Consider the following 19544-nt stretch of genomic DNA (forward strand, 5'->3'; position numbering starts at 1 on the left):
CCGAGAACAACCTCTCGGTGGTGGTCGATGCCGGCTGGATCACAAAGGAAGCTCTCTGCCAGGGCGTGGAGAACGGCCCGCCGCCCTGCGACTGATCCGAGCTCGGGTCTTTCCAACCCTTCGGCCGGGGCGCGCCGCGCGCCCCGGCACCTGTGGCCCGCCGGCGCGGCGGGCGCGAGATCGAGAGACAATCCGCCATGACCGACACGGCTCCCCCTCCGGCAGTCCCGGCGAAGCGTTCGCTGTTCGCCCAGCTGGAGCTCGACAACCGGCTCCTGGGCATGATCGGCGCCTTCGTCCTCGTCGCCATCATGTTCAACATCCTCACCGACGGGCGCTTCCTGACCCCGCGCAACATCTTCAACCTCACCATCCAGACGGTTTCGGTGGCGATAATGGCCACGGGGATGGTGTTCATCATCGTCAGCCGTCACATCGACCTGTCGGTCGGCTCGGTGCTGGCGACCACCTCGGCGGTGATGGCGATGGTGCAGACGGTGGTCACGCCCGACTGGCTGGGGCTGGGGCTCAATCACCCCGCGACCGCGCCCATCGCCATTCTGGCGGGGCTTGCCGTGGGTGTGGCGATCGGCGCCTTTCACGGCTGGATGGTGGGCTATCTCGGCATTCCCGCCTTCATCGTCACGCTGGGCGGACTTCTGGTCTGGCGCAACGTCGCCTGGTATGTCACGCGCGGCCAGACCATTGGCCCGCTCGACGAGACGTTTCAGCTCTTCGGGGGGATCAACGGCACGCTCGGCGAGACGGCAAGCTGGATCATCGGCGCCCTTGCCGCGGTGGCAGCGGTGGCAGCACTTCTGAATGACCGGCGGCGCAAGCAGGCGCATGACTTCCCCGTCAAGCCGCTCTGGGCCGAAGCGACGGTGGCGGTGATCGTCGTTGGCGCAATCATGGGCTTCATCGCCGTTCTCAATTCCTACGAGATCCCGACGCGCCGGCTTGCACGCATGTTCGAGGCACGCGGCGAGACCATGCCCGAGGGCTATACTGCGGCCTACGGGCTGCCGATTTCGGTGCTGCTGCTCATCGCCGTGGCGGTGGTGATGACGGTGATCGCCCGGCGCACTCGGCTTGGCCGTTACATCTACGCCAATGGCGGCAACCCCGATGCCGCGCTTCTGGCCGGCATCAACACCCGTTTCCTCACCGTCAAGGTCTTCGCCATCATGGGCTTTCTCTGCGCCCTGTCGGCGGTGGTGGCCTCGGCGCGGCAGACCTTCCACTCCAACGACATCGGCACGCTCGACGAGCTGCGGGTGATCGCCGCCGCCGTCATCGGCGGCACGGCGCTCTCGGGCGGGATCGGCACCATCCACGGTGCGATCCTCGGCGCGCTCATCATGCAGTCGCTGCAATCGGGCATGGCGATGGTCGGGGTGGACACGCCGTTTCAGAACATCGTCGTCGGCGCCGTGCTGGTGCTCGCGGTGCTCATCGACACGATCTACCGCAAGCGCCTGGGGGTCCGGACATGACAGAGACACGCACAACCCCGCTCGTCGAGCTGCGCCACATGAAGAAGGCCTTCGGCGGCATCCACGCCGTCGATGACGTGAGCATCGACCTCTACCCCGGCGAGGTGGTGGGCGTTCTGGGCCACAACGGCGCGGGCAAGTCGGTGCTGATGAAGCTCTTGTCCGGCGCCGAGCGCCGCGACGGCGGGCAGATCTTCATCGACGGGCGCGAGGTTGACATCAACACCCCGCGCGATGCCCGCGACCTCGGGATCGAGACCATCTACCAGACGCTGGCGCTCGCGGACAACCTCGACGCCGCGGCCAACCTGTTCCTCGGCCGCGAGCTTGTCACCGCCACCGGCATGCTCGATGACGCGCGCATGGAGGCGGAGACGCGCAAGATCATGGCCCGCCTCAATCCCAACTTCCGCCGCTATACCACGCCGGTCGCGGGGCTTTCGGGCGGGCAGCGCCAGTCGGTGGCGATCGCGCGGGCGGTCTATTTCAACGCCCGCATCCTGATCATGGACGAGCCCACCGCCGCGCTCGGCGTGCAGGAGACGCGGATGGTCGCCGAGCTCATCGTCGAGCTCAAGCGGCAGGGCCTCGGCATCTTCCTGATCGATCACGACATCCACGCCGTCAAGCAGCTCTGCGACCGCGCCAGCGTGATGAAGAACGGCCGGCTCGTGGGCACGGTGAAGGTGGACGAGGTCACCGAGGATGATCTTCTGGGCATGATCATCCTGGGCAAGATGCCCGAGCATCTCGCGGCCTGAGATGTATCTCGGTCTCGATCTCGGCACATCGGGGCTGAAGGCGCTTCTGATCGGCGAGGATCAGGAGCCGAGGGCCGAGGCCTCGGCGCCGCTCTCCGTCTCACGCCCGGCAAGCGGCTGGTCCGAACAGGCGCCGGCCGACTGGATCGCGGCGGCGGAGGCGGCGCTCGATGCGCTGGCCGCCGAGGCCGATCTTTCCGCGGTGCGCGGCATCGGGCTGTCGGGGCAGATGCACGGGGCGACGCTCCTCGATGCCTCGGGCGAGGTGCTGCGCCCCGCCATCCTGTGGAACGACACCCGCGCCGCCGCCGAAGCCGCCGAGCTTGATGCCGACCCCGCCTTTCGCGCCATCACCGGCAACATCGTCTTTCCCGGCTTCACCGCGCCAAAGCTTCTCTGGGTCGCCCGGCACGAGCCGGGGATCTTCGCCCGCGTCGCCAAGGTGCTTCTGCCCAAGGACTACCTGCGGCTGTGGCTGACCGGCGAGGCGGTCTCGGAGATGTCCGACGCCGCCGGCACCAGCTGGCTTGACGTGGGCGCCCGCGACTGGTCGGAGCCGCTTCTGGCAAAGACCGGCCTGTCGCGCGCGCACATGCCCCGGCTCGTCGAGGGCTCGGAGGTCTCGGGCCATCTGCGCCCCGAGCTCGCTCGCCGCTGGGGGTTTTTGCCTTCGGTGCCGGTGGCGGGCGGCGGCGGCGACAATGCCGCCTCGGCCGTTGGCGTGGGCGTGGTGGAGGCGGGCCGCGCCTTCGTGTCGCTCGGCACCTCGGGCGTGCTCTTTGCCGCCACCGAAGGCTTCGCGCCCGCGCCCGAGACGGCGGTGCACAGCTTCTGCCATGCGCTGCCCGACCGCTGGCACCAGATGGGGGTGATCCTTGCCGCGACCGACGCGCTGAACTGGTTCGGCCGGCTGGTGGGGCAGGGGCCGGCCGAGCTCACCGCTGCGCTCGGGGCCGAGCTTCAGCCACCGGGCAGGACGCTTTTTCTTCCCTATCTCGGCGGCGAGCGCACGCCGCTCAACGATGCGGCCATCCGAGGCGCCTTCATCGGGCTCGAGCACGCCACCGACACCGCCGCGGCCACCCGCGCGGTGCTCGAGGGGGTGGCCTTTGCCATTGCCGATTGCGCCGCGGCGCTTGCGGCGACCGGCACCCGCATCGAGCATCTTCTGGCCGTGGGCGGCGGGAGCCGATCGGACTACTGGCTGACGCTTCTGGCCACCGTGCTCGGCACCGACATCGCCCGGCCCGAGGCCGGAGACTACGGCGGCGCCTTCGGGGCGGCGCGGCTTGCCATGATGGCTGCCACCGGCGCCGGCGCCGAGATCGCCACGCCGCCGCCGGTGGAGCGCCATTTCACCCCCGTCGCGGAGCTTACGGGCGCCTTTGCCGAGGGGCTTGCCCGCTACCGCGCCGCCCAATCCGCAATTCGAGGACTGACATGACCGACTTCTTCGCCGGCATCCCGAAGATCGCCTATGAAGGCCCGGAGACGGACAACGAATTCGCCTTCCGGCACTACAACCCTGACGAGATCGTTGCCGGCAGGCGCCTTGAGGACCATCTGCGCTTTGCCGTGGCCTACTGGCACAGCTTCGCGTGGGAGGGGGGCGACCCCTTTGGCGGGCGCACCTTCGACCGGCCCTGGTATCCGCAGGACACGATGGAGAACGCACGGCTGAAGGCCGACGCCGCCTTCGAGATGTTCGCGCTTCTCGGTCAGCCCTTCTTCTGCTTCCATGACGCCGACGTGCGCCCCGAGGGCGCGACGCTGGCCGAAAGCGTCGCGCGGCTTGACGAGATCACCGACTATTTTGCGGAGAAGATGGAGGAGACCGGCACCCGGCTCCTGTGGGGCACGGCCAATCTCTTCACCCATCGCCGCTACATGGCCGGGGCGGCCACCAACCCCGACCCGGAGGTCTTCGCCTATGCCGGGGCCACGATAAAGGCCTGCATGGACGCCACCATGAAGCTCGGCGGCGAGAACTATGTGCTGTGGGGCGGGCGCGAGGGCTACGTGACGCTGCTGAACACGGACCTTTCGCGCGAGGCCGACCAGATGGCGGCGATGCTCGCCAAGGTCGTCGATTACAAGCACAAGATCGGCTTCAAGGGCACGATCCTTGTCGAGCCGAAGCCGCAGGAGCCCTCGAAGCACCAGTATGACTATGACGTTGCCACCGTTTACGGCTTTCTCAAGCGCTACGGGCTCGAGAACGAGGTGAAGGTCAACATCGAGCAGGGCCATGCCATCCTTGCCGGCCACAGCTTCGAGCACGAGATCGCGCTTGCCGCGAGCCTCGGCATCTTCGGCTCCATCGACATGAACCGCAACGACTACCAGTCGGGCTGGGACACCGACCAGTTTCCCAACAACGTGCCCGAGGTGACGCTCGCTTACTACGAGATTCTCAAGGCGGGCGGCTTCACCACGGGCGGGACCAATTTCGACGCCAAGATCCGCCGCCAGTCGATCGACCCGGCCGATCTGATCCTCGCCCATGTCGGCGCGATGGATGTCTGCGCCCGCGCGCTCAAGGCCGCGGCGGCGATGCTCGAGGATGGCACGCTCGAGCGGCTGCGCGCCGAGCGCTACGCGGGTTGGGACACCGAAGAGGGCCGGCGGCTTCTGTCGCGCGAGACCGGGCTTGAGGCGCTCGATGCGCTGGTGCGCGAGCGTGGACTTGACCCGCAGCCGCGCTCGGGCCGGCAGGAGCGGCTGGAAAATCTCGTCAACCGCTTCGTCTGAGCGGGGCCCGCACGGCCTCTCGGCCGGCGGGCTTGCCGGCTTTTGCTGTTAGCGCTAACGTCAGCCTCCATGTGGTGGCGCCGCCTTTGCGCCGCCCGCCTCTTTCGCCTGCCGCCGCGGCGGAGTAGTCCGGGAACATGGGAAAGACGAAGAGGCCTGCCGTGACAGCAACGCCCCCCGCATCGGACCGGCTGCAGCGCGACATCCTGCGGCATCTGAAGTACACGCAAGGCAAGGACCGCGCGCACGCCACCCTTTATGACTGGCGCATGGCGCTTTCCTTTGCCCTGCGCGATCAGGTCGTTGACCCGTGGTTCACGGCGACTCGGCGCACCTATGACGAGGACCGCAAGCGCGTCTATTATCTTTCGGTGGAGTATCTCATCGGCCGGCTGATCGAGGATGTGGCCATCAACCTCGGTCTGCGCGAGGCCTCGCGCGCGGCGATCGAGGCTCTGGGCGTCGACTGGGAGGCGCTGGTCGAGAACGAGCCCGACGCCGCGCTCGGCAATGGCGGGCTCGGCCGGCTCGCCGCCTGCTACATGGAATCCATGGCCACGCTGGGCGTGCCGGCGATGGGCTATGGGATCCGCTACGAAAACGGCCTCTTCCGGCAGATCTTCCGCTCCGGCCAGCAGGTGGAAACGCCCGAAGACTGGCTGCAGGAGTTTCACCCCTGGGAGTTCGACCGCCCCGAGGCGGCCTATGAGATCGGTTTCGGCGGCAACGTGGCCGAACACGGCGGGCGCACGGTCTGGACCCCGGCCGAGAGCGTCTACGCCGTGGCCCATGACACCGCCATCATCGGTTGGCAGGGGCGCTGGGCCAACACGCTGAGGTTGTGGAGCGCGCGCCCCACGACGCGCTTTGACCTTGCCCGCTTCAATGCCGGCGACTTCGCCGCCGCGCAGGCGCCGGAGATGCTGGCGCGCACGATCACCCGGGTGCTTTACCCCGACGACTCCACCTGGGCGGGCAAGGATCTGCGGTTGAAGCAGGAGTATTTCCTCGCTTCCGCCTCGATCCAGGACATCCTGCGCCGCTACCTCTCCACCCATGAGGACTTCCGCGCGCTGCCCGAGAAGGTCGCCGTGCAGATCAACGACACGCACCCGGCGCTGGCCGCGCCGGAGCTCGTGCGGCTTCTGGTCGATCAGCACGGGCTCGCCTTCGACGACGCCGCCGAGATCATGCTGGGTGTGTTCGGCTACACCAATCACACGCTGATGCCCGAGGCGCTCGAGCGCTGGTCCACCTGGGCCATCGGCAACACGCTGCCGCGCCACATGCAGATCATCGAGCGGCTCGACGACTGGCACGCCCGGCGCAAGCCGGCACGTCCGCCGTCAACGGCCATCGTGGCCCATGACGAGGTGCGCATGGGCAATCTTGCCTTCATCGCCTCGCACCGGGTCAATGGCGTAGCCCGGCTGCACACCGAGCTGATGAAGAAGACGGTCTTCGCCGATCTGCACGCGCTTCATCCCGAGCGCATCGTCAATGTCACCAATGGCGTGACGCCGCGGCGCTGGATCGCCCAGGCCAACCCGGGGCTGGCCGGGCTCATCACCGAGACCATCGGCGAGGGCTGGCAGACCGATCTCGAGAGGCTCGCGGGGCTCGAGGCGCATGTGGAGGACGCCGCCTTCCGCGACGCCTTCGCCGCCGTCAAGCGCGCGGGCAAGGAGCGCGTTGCGCAGTGGCTCGCGGCCGAGCATGGGCTGAGCGTCGACCCCGCGGCGATGTTCGACGTTCAGGTCAAGCGCATCCACGAATACAAGCGCCAGCTTCTCAACATCCTTGCCACCATCGGGCTGTGGCTGAGGATGCGCGACGATCCCGGCCGCGACTGGGTGCCGCGGGTGAAGATCTTCGGCGGCAAGGCCGCGCCGGGCTATCACGCCGCCAAGGAGATCATCCGCCTCATCAACGACGCCGCCGCCGTCATCAACGCCGATCCCGCCACGAAGGGGCGGCTCAAGGTGGTCTTTCCGCCCAACTACAACGTCTCGATGGCCGAGAAGCTCATGCCCGCGGCCGATCTGTCCGAGCAGATCTCGACGGCCGGCATGGAGGCGTCGGGCACCGGCAACATGAAGCTGGCGCTGAACGGCGCGCTGACCATCGGCACGCTCGACGGCGCCAATGTGGAAATCCGCGAGCGGGTGGGGGCGGAGAACTTCTTTCTGTTCGGGCTCACCGCCGAGGAGGCCGAGGCGCGCCGCCGCCTGCCCGACCATGCGCGGCTCGCGATCGAGGAGACGCCCGAGCTTCAGCGCGTGCTCAAGGCCATTGGCGACGGAGTGTTCAGCCCCGGCGAGCCGCATCGCTATCACGGGCTTCTCGACCGGCTGTGGAATCACGATCACTTCCTCGTCGCCTCCGACTACGCGGCCTACGTCGCCGCGCAGGACAAGGTGGAGGAGGCGTGGCAGGATCGTGACCGCTGGCTGCGCATGGCCGCGCTCAACACCGCGCGGATGGGATATTTCTCCTCGGACCGGTCGATTCGTGATTACATGAGGGATGTCTGGGCCGTGGAGCCGGCGATCTGATGGAGGGGTAAGTGCCTGGTGCTCGGCTGGTAATGATTGGAGGATATGCCCGGCGCCAAGCGCCGGGCAGCGCCCGACCCGCCCCCCACGGGGCGGGCGCTTCGCTTTCCGCCCCGTCGGGCCGGGCGCTGGAGCTCCCCCGCCGGGCGGTGGCGGTGTCGCCATGAGCCGATCGGCGGGAATACGCGTTGAATCCCTCTTTCCCCCGCGCGAGGCGGCGCTTGCGCTTGTCGAAGGCCGGCATGGCGACCCCTTCGCGCTACTCGGGCCGCATGAGCGGGGCGGGCGGCGCTGCGTGACCGCCTTCGACCCCGGCGCGGAGGCCATGTGGCTCGTCACCGGCCGCGGCACGCTGACCGAGATGACCGCGGTGCCGGGCGCGCCGGGCCTCTTCGTGGGCCCGCTCTCGCCCCGCGCGCGGCGCTACCGGCTGCGCGGCGCCAATGCCCATGGCACATGGGAAATCGAGGATCCCTACCGCTTCGGCCCCGTCCTTGGCGAGATGGACGAATATCTGATCGCCGAGGGCACGCACCTTCGGCTGTGGCATGCGCTGGGTGCGCATCTGCGCGAGATCGACGGGGTGAAGGGCGTTTCCTTCGCCGTCTGGGCGCCCAATGCCGAGCGCGTGTCGGTTGTGGGCGACTTCAACCTGTGGGACGGGCGGCGCCACCCCATGCGGCGGCGCGGCGGCTCGGGCGTGTGGGAAATCTTCATCCCCGGCCTCGCCGAGGGCGCCGTCTACAAATACGAGATACGCGCCCGCGGCGGTGCGATCCTGCCGCTCAAGGCCGACCCGGTGGGCTTCGGCGCCGAGCATCCGCCCGCCACCGCCTCGGTGGTGCGCCGCCCCGGCTGGGACGGCTGGCAGGACGGGCGCTGGATGCAGGAGCGCGGGGCGCGCCAATCGGTCGATGCGCCGATCTCCATCTACGAGGTGCATCTGGGCAGCTGGCGGCGCGCCGACGAGGGGCGCCGGCCGCTCTCCTATCTCGAGCTTGCCGAGACGCTCGTGCCCTATGCCGCCGAGATGGGCTTCACGCATCTGGAGCTCCTGCCCGTCTCCGAACACCCCTTTGACGGCTCCTGGGGCTATCAGCCGATCGGGCTTTACGCCCCCACCATCCGCCACGGCACGCCGCAGGAGTTTGCCGCGCTTGTGGATGCCGCCCATCGCGCGGGGCTCGGGGTGATCCTCGACTGGGTGCCGGGGCATTTCCCGACCGATGTGCACGGGCTCGCCCGCTTCGACGGCACCGCGCTTTACGAGCACGAGGATCCGCGCGAGGGATTCCACCGCGACTGGAACACGCTGATCTACAATTACGGGCGGGTGGAGGTGGCCAACTACCTCGTCTCGAACGCCCTATACTGGCTCGAGGAATACCACGCCGACGGGCTGAGGGTGGATGCGGTGGCCTCCATGCTCTACCGCGACTACTCGCGCCCGCCCGGCGAGTGGATCCCCAACCGCGACGGGGGGCGGGAGAACTACGAGGCGATCGCCTTTCTCCAGCGCACCAACACCGTCTGCTACCGCGAGGCGCCGGGCATCGCCACATGGGCCGAGGAATCCACCGCCTGGCCCGGCGTGACGCGGGCCGTGGATCACGGCGGGCTCGGCTTCGGCTACAAGTGGAACATGGGGTGGATGAACGACACGCTGCGCTACATGGCGCACGAACCGATCCACCGCCGCTTCCACCACCACGACATGACCTTCGGGCTCACCTACGCCTGGTCCGAGAACTATGTGCTGCCGCTCAGCCATGACGAGGTGGTGCACGGAAAGGGCTCGCTGATCGCGAAGATGCCGGGGCCGGACCCCGACAAGTTTGCCAACCTGCGTGCCTATTTCGGCTTCATGTGGGCCCATCCGGGCAAGAAGCTTCTGTTCATGGGGGGCGAATTCGCCCAGTGGGCGGAGTGGGATCATGCCCGGTCGCTCGACTGGCACCTTCTGGAGGACAGCCCCCAGGCGCATTTGCACCGCGGCGTGCAGCGGCTCGTGCGCGATCTCAACACGCTTTACCGCGCCACGCCCGCGCTGCATGTGCACGACACCCGCCCGCAAGGCTTCCGCTGGCTCGAGGTCAACGACGCCGAGAACTCCGTCTATGCCTGGTTGCGCTTCGGCCAGCCGGGCGATGCGCCGGTGGCGGTGGTGGCCAATTTCACCCCGGTCGAGCGCGTGGGCTATCGCATCGGCCTGCCGAGGGCGGGGCGCTGGCGCGAGGTGATGAACACCGATGCCGCCATCTACGGCGGCGGCAACCGCGGCAACATGGGCGGCGTGACGGCCGAAGAGAGGCCGTGGCATGACCAGCCCGCCTCGACGGTGGTGACGCTGCCGCCCCTGAGTGTCATCATGCTCATGCCGGAATGAAGCGAGGGAGGAGAAGCCCATGCGGCCCAGCGTCAACACCCGCCTGTCGAACCGCTCGATGGCCTTCGTTCTCGCCGGAGGGCGCGGCTCGCGGCTCAAGGAGCTGACCGACAAGCGCGCGAAACCGGCGGTCTATTTTGGCGGCAAGGCGCGGATCATCGACTTCGCGCTGTCGAACGCGCTCAACTCCGGCATCCGCAAGATGGCGATCGCCACGCAGTACAAGGCGCATTCGCTCATCCGCCACATCCAGCGCGGCTGGAACTTCTTCCGCGCCGAGCGCAACGAGTATCTCGACATCCTGCCGGCCTCCCAGCGCGTGGACGGCGGGCACTGGTATCTCGGCACGGCGGACGCGGTGACCCAGAACATCGATATCGTCGACAGCTACGGCGTGGAGTTCGTGGTGATCCTCGCCGGCGATCACGTCTACAAGATGGACTACGAGGTGATGATCCGCCAGCACGTCGACACCGGCGCCGATGTCACCGTGGGCTGCCTCACCGTGCCGCGCGAGGAGGCCCGCGCCTTCGGGGTGATGAAGGTGGACGCTCATGGCCAGATCACCGAGTTTCTCGAGAAGCCGGAGGATCCGCCGGGGATGCCGGGCGATCCCGACATGGCGCTTGCCTCGATGGGCATCTATGTCTTCGACTGGCGCTTCCTGCGCGAACTCCTGCTGGCCGACGCCCAGGATCCCGACTCCTCGCACGACTTCGGCAAGGATCTGATCCCGCAGGTGGTGAAGGGCGGCCGGGCGATGGCGCACCTGTTCATCCATTCCTGCATCACCTCGGGTCTCGAGGAGGAGCCCTACTGGCGCGATGTCGGCACGGTCGATGCCTTCTGGCAGGCCAATATCGACCTCACCGACTTCACCCCCAAGCTCGACATCTACGACAATTCCTGGCCGATCTGGACCTATGCCGAGAACGTGCCCCCGGCGAAGTTCATCCATGACGAGGACGGCCGGCGCGGCCATGCCATCAGCTCGCTGGTGGCCGGAAACTGCGTGGTCTCGGGCGCGGAGGTGCGCAACTCGCTTCTCTTTACCGGCGTGCGTGCCCACTCCTACTCGGCGCTGGAATACGCCGTGGTGCTGCCCGAGGTGGTGATCCACCGCGGCGCGCGGCTGAGGAAATGCGTGATCGACCGGGGCGTGGAAATTCCGCCCGGGCTCGTCGTGGGCGAGGACCCGCAGGAGGATGCGCGCTGGTTCCGCGTCACCGAAGGGGGTGTGACGCTGATCACCCAGCCGATGCTCGACCGGCGCGCCGCCGAAACCGGCGAGGGGTAAGGGCATGGGCCGCGTCCTCTCCGTCGCTTCCGAATGCGCGCCGCTCGTCAAGACCGGCGGGCTTGCCGACGTGGTGGGCGCGCTGCCGCCGGCGCTTGCCGGGCAGGGCTGGGAGATGCGCGTGCTGATCCCGGCCTACCGGGGGCTTCTGGACCGGCTCGAGGTGCGGTCCGAGGTCATGGCGCTCGGCGATCTCTTCGGTGGCCCCGCGCGGCTTGTGGCCGGGCGGGCGGGCGCGCTCGAGGTGCTGGCCCTTGACGCCCCCCATCTCTACGACCGCGACGGCGGCCCCTATGCCGGCCCCGACGGGCGCGACTGGCCCGACAATCCTGAACGCTTCGCCGCGCTCGCGCGCGCGGCGGCGCGGGTCGCGGCCGAGGGGCTCGAGGATGGTTGGAAGCCCGACATCCTGCATGCCCATGACTGGCAGGCCGGCCTTGCGCCCGCCTACCTGCGCTACGAGGGGCTCGGCGTGCCCTCGGTGATGACCATCCACAACATCGCCTTCCAGGGGATCGCGCCTGCCGGGAAGCTCGCCGCTCTCGGCCTGCCGGGCTGGGCCTTCACCCCCGATCAGCTCGAGTATTTCGGCAACATCAGCCTCCTGAAGGCCGGGCTGGTCACCGCGGATGCCATCACCACCGTCAGCCCCAGATATGCGGAGGAGCTGATGCGGCCGGAATTCGGCATGGGGCTTGAGGGCGTGCTCGCCGCCCGCGCCGCCGACTTCACCGGCATCCTCAACGGCATCGACACCGGCATCTGGAACCCCGGGACAGATGCGCTCATCCCGCGCCGCTACACCTCGCGCAGCCTTGCGCGCAAGGCCGAGAACCGCGCCGCGCTCATCGAGCGCTTCGGGCTCGGCGAGGTGCCGGGGCCGCTTGCCGTGGTCGTCAGCCGCCTCACCGGCCAGAAGGGGATCGACCTCCTGCCCGAGGTGATCGGCGATTTCGTCGCCGTGGGGGGCGGGCTGGCGCTTCTCGGCTCGGGCGATCAGGCGCTTGAGGCGGCGATGCACGCGATGGCCGAGGCGCATCCGGGCCGCGTGGGCGTGAAGATCGGCTATGACGAGGTGCTGTCGCATCTGATGTTCGCGGGGGGCGATGCGGTTCTGGTGCCCTCCCGCTTCGAGCCGTGCGGGCTGACGCAGATGTATGGGCTTGCCTACGGCACGCCGCCCCTGGTCGCCGCCACCGGCGGGCTGGCCGACACGGTGATCAACGCCAACCCCGCGGCACTGGCCACGGCCGCGGCCACCGGCATCACCTTCCACCCCGTCGATGCGCTGGCGCTTGCGCAGGCATTGCGCAGGCTCTGCCGCCTTCACGCCGAGCCGCAGACCTGGCGGCGGCTGCAGCTCAATGGCATGAAACAGCCGCTGGGCTGGGAGGCTTCGGCCGCGGAATACGCCCGCCTTTACGCCCGCCTCGCCCCATGACCGGCCTGCCGCCCGAGGATTTGCCGGCAATTTTGCCCGGCCTGTCGCTCTCGGCCGGCAGCCCCGAGCCCTTGGGCGCCACGCCCACCGCTTGGGGCGTCAACTTCGCGCTCTTCTCGGCCAATGCCGACCGGGTGGAGCTGTGCCTCTTCGACGCGACCGGGGAAAAGGAGCGCGCCCGCATCCCGCTCACCGAGCGCTCGGGCGACATCTGGCATGTGCATGTGGAGGGGCTTCTGCCCGGCCAGCTCTACGGCTACCGTGTCCATGGCCCCTACCTTCCGGCCGAGGGGCACCGCTTCAACCCCGCGAAGCTGCTCATCGATCCATATGCCCGCGCCCTTCATGGCGCGATCCGCTGGCATGACGCGCTCTATGGCTACATTCCGGGCGACCCTCAGGCCGATCTCAGCTTCAACCCGCTCGACAGCGCGCCCTTCATGCCCAAATGCGTGGTCACCGAAGCGCCCCCGCCCGCGCCGGGGCCCCGGCCGCGCATCGCCGAGACCGAGACGCTCATCTACGAGGCGCATCTGAAGGGGCTCACCCGGCTGCATCCGGGCGTGCCGGAGCCGCACCGGGGCCGCGCGCTCGGCCTCTGCGCGCGGGCCATCCTCGATCATCTGCGCAGGCTCAACGTCACCTCGCTCGAGCTTCTGCCGGTGCAGGCGCATGTGGATGACCGCTTCCTCGTCGAGCGGGGGCTGTCGAACTACTGGGGCTACCAGCCGCTCGCCTTCTTCGCGCTGCATCCCGAATACGCCGGGGCAGGCGGTCTTGCCGAGTTTCGCACGGCGGTGCAAAGGCTCCATGGCGCGGGGATCGAGGTGATCCTCGACGTGGTCTACAACCACACCGGCGAGGGAGATCATCTCGGCCCCACGCTCTCATGGCGGGGCATCGACAATCTCAGCTACTACCGCCTTGTCGAGACGGGGCGCTACTACGCCAACGACACCGGCACCGGCAACACGCTGAATCTCACCCACCCGATGGTGCTGAGGATGGTGATGGACAGCCTGCGCCACTGGGTCGAGGCGGCAGGCGTCGACGGCTTCCGCTTCGACCTTGCCACGGTGCTTGCGCGCGAGGCGGAGGGCTTCGACGCGGGTTCGGGCTTTCTCGACGCCATCCGGCAGGATCCGGTTCTGCGCGCGGTCAAGCTCATCGCCGAGCCGTGGGATCTCGGCCCCGGCGGCTATCAGCTCGGCGCCTGGCCATGGCCGTTTCTGGAATGGAACGACCGCTTCCGCGATGGCGTGCGCCGCTTCTGGCGCGGTGACGCGGGGCTTGTCGGCGATCTTGCCGCGCGGCTCACGGGCTCGGCCGAGCTCTTCGACCACTCGGGGCGCCCCGCCACCTCCTCGGTCAATTTCATCACCGCCCATGACGGCTTCACGCTGGAGGATCTCGTCAGCTACCGCGTCAAGCACAACGAGGCCAATGGCGAGGGCGGGCGTGACGGGCGCGACGAGAACTTCTCCGACAATCTCGGCGTCGAGGGCCCCACGAGTGACCCGGCCATCCGCGCCGCCCGCGACGCGCGCAAGCGGGCGATGCTGGCCACGCTCTTTCTCTCGCAGGGCACGCCGATGCTGCTTGGCGGCGACGAGATCGGCAACAGCCAGTCCGGCAACAACAACGCCTACGCCCAGGACAACGAGATCGGCTGGATCGACTGGCGCGCGCCCGACGACCGTCTTGCCGCCTTCGTCGCCCGCCTCGCCGCGCTGAGGCGCGCCCATCCCGTGCTGCGCCAGCGCCGCTTCCTGCACGCCCGCCCCCGGCTCGTTGACGGCAAGCCCGACATCTTCTGGCGCCTGCCTTCGGGACGCGCACCAGACCCGGCCGATTGGCGCGACCCGGCCTGGCGCGCGCTCTGTGTCGAAATCCGCGCCGCCGCCGGCACCCCGCGCTACGCCGCCACCGACGACGCGATCTTTGCCGTCTTCAACGCAGGCGATAGGGTGGAGGTGCGCCTGCCCGACTGCCCCGCGGGGATGTGCTGGCAGGAAATCCTCGACAGCGCCGCGCCCGAGGCCGGCACGCGCGCGGTGGAGGGCGCAACCGTCGAGGTGGCGGCGCAGTCGGTGAAGGTCTTCACCCGCGCTCCGCGCGATCAGGGAGGAAAACCATGAGCGAGCACGTCACCAACGTCGAGACGCAACCCATCCCCGGCCAGAAACCGGGCACCTCGGGGCTGCGCAAGAAGACGCCGGTGTTCATGCAGCACCACTATCTGGAGAACTTCATCCAGTCGATCTTCGACGCCACCGGCGGGGCGCAGGGCAAGACCTATGTGCTCGGCGGCGACGGGCGCTATTTCAACGACCGCGCGGTGCAGGTGATCCTGCGCATGATGGCGGCCAACGGCGCGCGGCGGGTGATCGTGGGGCAGGGCGGGCTTCTCTCCACCCCCGCCGCCTCGCATCTGATCCGCCTCAATCGCGCCGACGGCGGCATCATCCTCTCGGCCAGCCACAACCCCGGCGGGCCGGACGAGGACTTCGGCGTGAAGTTCAACATCGCCAATGGCGGGCCCGCCCCCGAAAGCGTGACCGAGGCGATCTGGCGCGCGAGCCAGCAGATCACGCGCTACCGGATTCTCGAAACCCACGACGTGGACCTCTCCTCCCCAGGCCGCCGGCAGCTCGCGCAGATGGAGATAGATGTCGTCGATCCGGTCGCCGACTACGCCGCGCTGATGGAGAGCCTCTTCGACTTCAACGCGATCCGCGCCATGATCGCCGGCGGCTTCCGGCTGCGCTTCGACGCGATGTGCGCCGTCACCGGCCCCTACGCGGTGGAGATCCTCGAGAACCGCCTCGGCGCGCCGCGCGGCACGGTGGTGAACCGTCTGCCCCTGCCCGATTTCGGCGGGCTGCACCCCGACCCCAACCCGGTCTGGGCAAAGCCGCTGATGGACGAGCTTTTCGGCGCGAACGCCCCCGATTTCGGCGCCGCCTCGGACGGTGACGGGGACCGCAACATGATCCTCGGCCGCGGCATCTATGTCAGCCCCTCCGACAGCCTCGCGGTGATCGCCGCCAACGCCCATCTGGCGCCGGGCTACGCGAAGGGCCTCGCCGGCGTCGCCCGCTCCATGCCCACCTCCCAGGCGGTGGACCGGGTGGCCGCAAAGCTCGGCATCGACTGCTACGAGACGCCCACAGGCTGGAAGTTCTTCGGCAATCTCATGGATGCCGGCCGCGTGAACCTGTGCGGCGAGGAAAGCTTCGGCACGGGCTCGGACCACATCCGCGAGAAGGACGGGCTCTGGGCGGTGCTGATGTGGCTCAACATTCTCGCCGCCCGGCGCGAGAGCGTGGCCGACATCCTCGCCGCCCACTGGCGCGAATTCGGGCGCAACTACTACTCGCGCCACGATTTCGAGGGCCTCGAGACACAGGCCGCCGAAACCATGCTGGCCGATCTGCGCGATCGCCTCGCGCGCCTGCCGGGGCAGGAGATCGAGGGCATGCGCATCGCCGCGGCCGACGACTTCGCCTACCGCGACCCGGTGGACGGCTCGGTGACCGAGCATCAGGGCCTGCGCATCCGCTTCGCGGATGGCGCGCGCATCGTGATGCGCCTGTCGGGCACCGGCACCAGCGGTGCGACGCTGAGGCTCTACCTTGAGCGTTTCGTGCCCGGCCCCGACAGGCTTGCCGAGGACACGCAGGAGATGCTCGCCCCTGTGGTCCGCGCCGCCCATGCGCTCGCGCAAATCGAGGCTCATCTGGGCCGCAGCACCCCCGACGTGGTCACCTGAGGGGCGCGACGCTGAAGGAAGCACGCGCCGCAAGCCCCGATCATCCTGGCGAAAATACCCCCGCCGGAGGCATGAAATCTACGCTCCCCCCGGCGGTCAGGGGTTGATGCGGGTGTAGAGCGTGCCCTTCATCGACACGCCGGCCATGATGCCTGCCTGACCGAACACCAGCGCCACAACCGGCACGCCCATGGTCACCGTGTCGCCACCGAAGTTGCCGCCCTCGTCAGCCACCGCATATTCGATGTCCGCGCCAAGCGTGATCGAGTCGGCCGCCCGGAACGCCTCCAGCGCCGCATCGGTCATGAAGAAGAGCACATGGCTGTACTGCTGGGCGCCGATCTGCAGCCCGAAGCTTGCCGAGGAGGCCGCCCAGTAGCTGTCGGTCACCCCGCCCACGCGCAGCGCGCCCTTGCCATAGGCGCCGCCCAGGAACAGGCCGGCCTTGGTCACCACCGGCATCACCAGCATGCCCACCGCACGATCCCTGAGCGCCACGGTGTCGGGGTAGGTGGTGAAGAGATAGTCGAGCGTGGCATCGACCCGCGCGTCGATGGCCTCCGCCCCGCTCGGGCGCGGCCGGCGCGGGGTGTTGTTCGAACATGCGCCGAGCGCGAATGCCCCGGCCGCGCCAAGCCCGCTCAAAATGAGCGCCCGTCTGGTCGATGTTGTCATGGCTGCCGCCCTCGTCCTGCCTGATCCTTGCCTCGGGCAGCCCCTCTTGCGGAGGCGTTCGCCCGTCATACCGTGTCCGTCTTTTACGGGATCGTGCCGCATCTGTCATCATCATCGGCGCAGGCCGCAGACGCACCGGCGAAACGCCGCCGGCGGTGCTGGCCGGATGTGCATCTGCGCACAAACACTGTGGCCCGGCAGGCGTTGCATGCAACCGGCCCCGCAGCCCAGATGGGAACCGCAGACACACCCACAACGCAACACGGGATTCGTGGAAAATGGAACGTCTTCAGCAATACGCAATGCCTCTCGGCCGGGTGCTTCTGGCCTTCATCTTCGTCCTTTCAGGGTTGATGAAGCTCGGCGACATCCCCGGAAACATGGCCTACATCGAGTCGGGCGGTCTTCCCGGCGTGCTGATCTGGCCGACGATCCTCCTTGAAGTGGCGGGAGGCATGGCCGTCGCCCTCGGCTGGCAGACGCGCCTCGCGGCACTGCTTCTTGCCGGTTTCACGCTTCTGACCGGCCTTCTCTACCATCTGATCCCGGCCGGGAGCGCCGAGGGCATGATGGCACAGATGCAGATGATCATGTTCCTCAAGAACCTGTCGATCACCGGCGGCCTGCTCATCCTGTTCGCAACCGGCGGGGGCGCCTATGCGCTCGACGCCCGCCATGGAGGGGCCGCGCCCGCGTGACGCGGCTCAGCCGCCGCGCGCCATAAGGCGCGCGGCGCGCGGCGCGAAGTAGGTCAGGATCCCGTCGCAGCCGGCGCGCTTGAAGGCCAGAAGCGATTCCATCATCACCTTCTCGCCGTCGAGCCAGCCGTTTTGCGCCGCGGCCATGAGCATCGCGTATTCGCCCGACACCTGATAGGCGAAGGTCGGCACCGCGAAGGCCTCGCGCACCCGCGCCACCATGTCGAGATAGGGCATGCCTGGCTTGACCATCACCATGTCCGCCCCTTCGGCGATGTCGCGGGCCACGCAGCGCAGCGCCTCGTCCGAATTCGCCGGGTCGATCTGATAGGTCTTCTTGTCGCCCTTGAGCGCGCCCGAGGCGCCCACCGCATCGCGGAACGGGCCGTAGAAGGCCGAGGCATATTTCGCCGCATAGGACATGATCGTCACATCCTTGTGCCCGGCCGCCTCCAGCGCCCTGCGGATCGCGCCGATGCGCCCGTCCATCATGTCCGACGGGCCGAGGATGTCGGCCCCCGCCTCGGCCTGCGCCAACGCCATCTTCACCAGCGCCTCGACCGTCTCGTCATTGAGGACGACGCCATCCTTCACGATCCCGTCATGGCCGTTGGCGTTGTAGGGGTCGAGCGCGACGTCGGTCATCACCGCGATCTCCGGCACCGCCGCCTTGATCGCCCGCACCGCCCGGTTCGAGAGGTTGTCGGGGTTCCACGCCTCCTCGCAGCCTTCGGTCTTCAGCTCCGGCTCGATGTAGGGAAACAGGCAGATCGCGGGAATGCCGAGCTCCACTGCCTCGCGTGCGGCCCCCACCACCCGGTCGATGGTCAGGCGCGCGACGCCGGGCATGGACGGGATGGGCGTTTCGGCATCCTCGCCCTCCATCACGAAGACCGGCCAGATCAGGTCGGCCGGCGAGAGGGAAGTCTCGCGCACCAGCCGGCGCAGCGCCTCGGTCCGGCGCAGGCGGCGGAAGCGGGTGGCGGGAAAGGGAGCGGAAGGGCCGGGCGTTGGCATGGGCAGCACTTTCGGTTAAGCGACGCCTTCGGACATACAGGGCAAGCGGCCCGCGCCACAAGGGGCGGAAGCGGCGCGCCGGCAGCAGGGGATCGCGGTGGACTGGTACACGACCGTCTTCGAAGTGATCGACATGCGATCCTTCTCCAACCTGTGGTACTGGATCATGCTGGCGATCCTGTGGTCCACCGTCACCCACTGGGTGCTCGGCGTGCCGTGGGACATGGTGCACCGCGCCCGCCGGCATGGGGGCCAGCTCGAGGCGGATCTGCACACGCTGGTGATGATCTATGCCCGCCGCATGGTCCATATCGCCGATGTGGCCGGCTTTGCGCTGGTGTGGTTCGCCTCGGCCATTCTCTCGGCCCTGGCGGTGATCGGATTCTGGCATGGGGTCGAGTTCGCCCAGGCCGTGTTCCTGATGCTGTTTCCGCTGGCGATCGTGATGCTGCTGAGCTTCCGCGTCGCGCGGCGCGTGCTTGATGCGGGCGAGAGCGGCGAGGCGCTCTACCGGCGGCTCGGCCGCCACCGGCTGGTCGTGCGCATGATCGGGATGGTCTCCATCTTCGTCACCGCCATGTGGGGGATGTACCAGAACCTCGCCGTCGGCCCCCTTGGCGGCTGAAATTCCGGCCCGGCGCTCGGCGGCGCAGGCTTTCCTTCGGGCCGTCCCGGCGCATATGCTGGCGGGCGGA

The 19544-nt window shown here is 68.6% G+C and carries 14 protein-coding genes; 12 read left to right on the forward strand and 2 right to left on the reverse strand.

The features are described 5' to 3' along the window. The first annotated feature begins 197 nt into the window (after positions 1-197). The 10 genes from BLQ14_RS10955 to BLQ14_RS11000 all read left to right on the forward strand — a co-directional run bounded on the left by BLQ14_RS10955 (position 198) and on the right by BLQ14_RS11000 (position 16459). Positions 198-1496 carry a sugar ABC transporter permease gene (locus tag BLQ14_RS10955; protein ID WP_092500617.1) on the forward strand — a complete coding sequence of 433 codons (1299 nt, stop codon included), beginning with the start codon at positions 198-200 and terminating at the stop codon, positions 1494-1496. Next, positions 1493-2257: an ATP-binding cassette domain-containing protein gene (locus BLQ14_RS10960; RefSeq protein ID WP_092500618.1), complete on the forward strand. Its 765-nt coding sequence runs from the start codon at positions 1493-1495 to the stop codon at positions 2255-2257. The genes BLQ14_RS10955 and BLQ14_RS10960 overlap by 4 nt, the downstream gene beginning before the upstream one ends. Before the next feature lies 1 nt (position 2258). Then, a complete protein-coding gene (gene xylB / locus BLQ14_RS10965; protein WP_092500619.1) occupies positions 2259-3701 on the forward strand; it encodes a xylulokinase in 1443 nt (480 codons plus the stop codon). Further along, positions 3698-5008 carry a xylose isomerase gene (gene xylA, locus BLQ14_RS10970; protein WP_092500620.1) on the forward strand — a complete coding sequence of 437 codons (1311 nt, stop codon included), beginning with the start codon at positions 3698-3700 and terminating at the stop codon, positions 5006-5008. Before xylB ends, xylA begins: the two co-directional genes overlap by 4 nt. Before the next feature lie 161 nt (positions 5009-5169). Then, positions 5170-7563 (forward strand): glycogen/starch/alpha-glucan phosphorylase, encoded by a 2394-nt coding sequence (locus BLQ14_RS10975; RefSeq protein ID WP_245657086.1) that lies wholly within the window; start codon positions 5170-5172, stop codon positions 7561-7563. Positions 7564-7726: 163 nt separating this feature from the next. Further along, on the forward strand, positions 7727-9949 hold the full coding sequence (gene glgB, locus BLQ14_RS10980) for a 1,4-alpha-glucan branching protein GlgB (RefSeq protein WP_092500622.1): 2223 nt from the start codon (positions 7727-7729) through the stop codon (positions 9947-9949). A gap of 19 nt (positions 9950-9968) precedes the next feature. Continuing rightward, on the forward strand, positions 9969-11246 hold the full coding sequence (glgC, locus tag BLQ14_RS10985; RefSeq protein ID WP_092500623.1) for a glucose-1-phosphate adenylyltransferase: 1278 nt from the start codon (positions 9969-9971) through the stop codon (positions 11244-11246). 4 nt (positions 11247-11250) lie between these two features. Beyond that, positions 11251-12687, forward strand: coding sequence for a glycogen synthase GlgA (glgA, locus tag BLQ14_RS10990; protein ID WP_092500624.1), 1437 nt, complete (start codon positions 11251-11253; stop codon positions 12685-12687). Beyond that, on the forward strand, positions 12684-14825 hold the full coding sequence (glgX, locus tag BLQ14_RS10995) for a glycogen debranching protein GlgX (protein ID WP_092500625.1): 2142 nt from the start codon (positions 12684-12686) through the stop codon (positions 14823-14825). Before glgA ends, glgX begins: the two co-directional genes overlap by 4 nt. After that, positions 14822-16459 carry an alpha-D-glucose phosphate-specific phosphoglucomutase gene (locus tag BLQ14_RS11000; protein ID WP_092500626.1) on the forward strand — a complete coding sequence of 546 codons (1638 nt, stop codon included), beginning with the start codon at positions 14822-14824 and terminating at the stop codon, positions 16457-16459. Before glgX ends, BLQ14_RS11000 begins: the two co-directional genes overlap by 4 nt. 96 nt (positions 16460-16555) lie before the next feature. Here the strand turns inward: BLQ14_RS11000 and BLQ14_RS11005 are convergent, their stop codons facing one another. Then, complete coding sequence (locus tag BLQ14_RS11005) at positions 16556-17134, reverse strand: lipid-binding SYLF domain-containing protein (protein WP_092500627.1); 579 nt, start codon at positions 17132-17134, stop codon at positions 16556-16558. Positions 17135-17412: 278 nt separating this feature from the next. On the opposite strand from BLQ14_RS11005, the gene BLQ14_RS11010 reads away from it, so the two are divergent. Continuing rightward, on the forward strand, positions 17413-17832 hold the full coding sequence (locus tag BLQ14_RS11010; protein ID WP_092500628.1) for a DoxX family protein: 420 nt from the start codon (positions 17413-17415) through the stop codon (positions 17830-17832). Positions 17833-17838: 6 nt separating this feature from the next. Here BLQ14_RS11010 and hemB read toward each other — a convergent pair whose 3' ends face one another. After that, entirely contained in the window at positions 17839-18849 is a 1011-nt protein-coding gene (hemB, locus tag BLQ14_RS11015) for a porphobilinogen synthase (RefSeq protein WP_092500629.1), read from the reverse strand. Positions 18850-18946: 97 nt separating this feature from the next. On the opposite strand from hemB, the gene BLQ14_RS11020 reads away from it, so the two are divergent. Next, entirely contained in the window at positions 18947-19474 is a 528-nt protein-coding gene (locus tag BLQ14_RS11020) for a component of SufBCD complex (RefSeq protein WP_092500630.1), read from the forward strand. Positions 19475-19544: the final 70 nt, after the last annotated feature.

Source organism: Meinhardsimonia xiamenensis (assembly GCF_900102905.1).
GTDB classification, from domain to species: Bacteria; Pseudomonadota; Alphaproteobacteria; order Rhodobacterales; family Rhodobacteraceae; genus Meinhardsimonia; species Meinhardsimonia xiamenensis.

Coding starts and splice junctions, on each gene's coding strand:
- glgC (WP_092500623.1), top strand. CDS start 9,969: ATGCGGCCCAGCGTCAACACCCGCCTGTCGAACCGCTCGATGGCCTTC.
- xylA (WP_092500620.1), top strand. CDS start 3,698: ATGACCGACTTCTTCGCCGGCATCCCGAAGATCGCCTATGAAGGCCCG.
- glgB (WP_092500622.1), top strand. CDS start 7,727: ATGAGCCGATCGGCGGGAATACGCGTTGAATCCCTCTTTCCCCCGCGC.
- glgA (WP_092500624.1), top strand. CDS start 11,251: ATGGGCCGCGTCCTCTCCGTCGCTTCCGAATGCGCGCCGCTCGTCAAG.
- BLQ14_RS10955 (WP_092500617.1), top strand. CDS start 198: ATGACCGACACGGCTCCCCCTCCGGCAGTCCCGGCGAAGCGTTCGCTG.
- glgX (WP_092500625.1), top strand. CDS start 12,684: ATGACCGGCCTGCCGCCCGAGGATTTGCCGGCAATTTTGCCCGGCCTG.
- BLQ14_RS10960 (WP_092500618.1), top strand. CDS start 1,493: ATGACAGAGACACGCACAACCCCGCTCGTCGAGCTGCGCCACATGAAG.
- hemB (WP_092500629.1), bottom strand. CDS start 18,849: ATGCCAACGCCCGGCCCTTCCGCTCCCTTTCCCGCCACCCGCTTCCGC.
- BLQ14_RS11000 (WP_092500626.1), top strand. CDS start 14,822: ATGAGCGAGCACGTCACCAACGTCGAGACGCAACCCATCCCCGGCCAG.
- xylB (WP_092500619.1), top strand. CDS start 2,259: ATGTATCTCGGTCTCGATCTCGGCACATCGGGGCTGAAGGCGCTTCTG.
- BLQ14_RS11005 (WP_092500627.1), bottom strand. CDS start 17,134: ATGACAACATCGACCAGACGGGCGCTCATTTTGAGCGGGCTTGGCGCG.
- BLQ14_RS11010 (WP_092500628.1), top strand. CDS start 17,413: ATGGAACGTCTTCAGCAATACGCAATGCCTCTCGGCCGGGTGCTTCTG.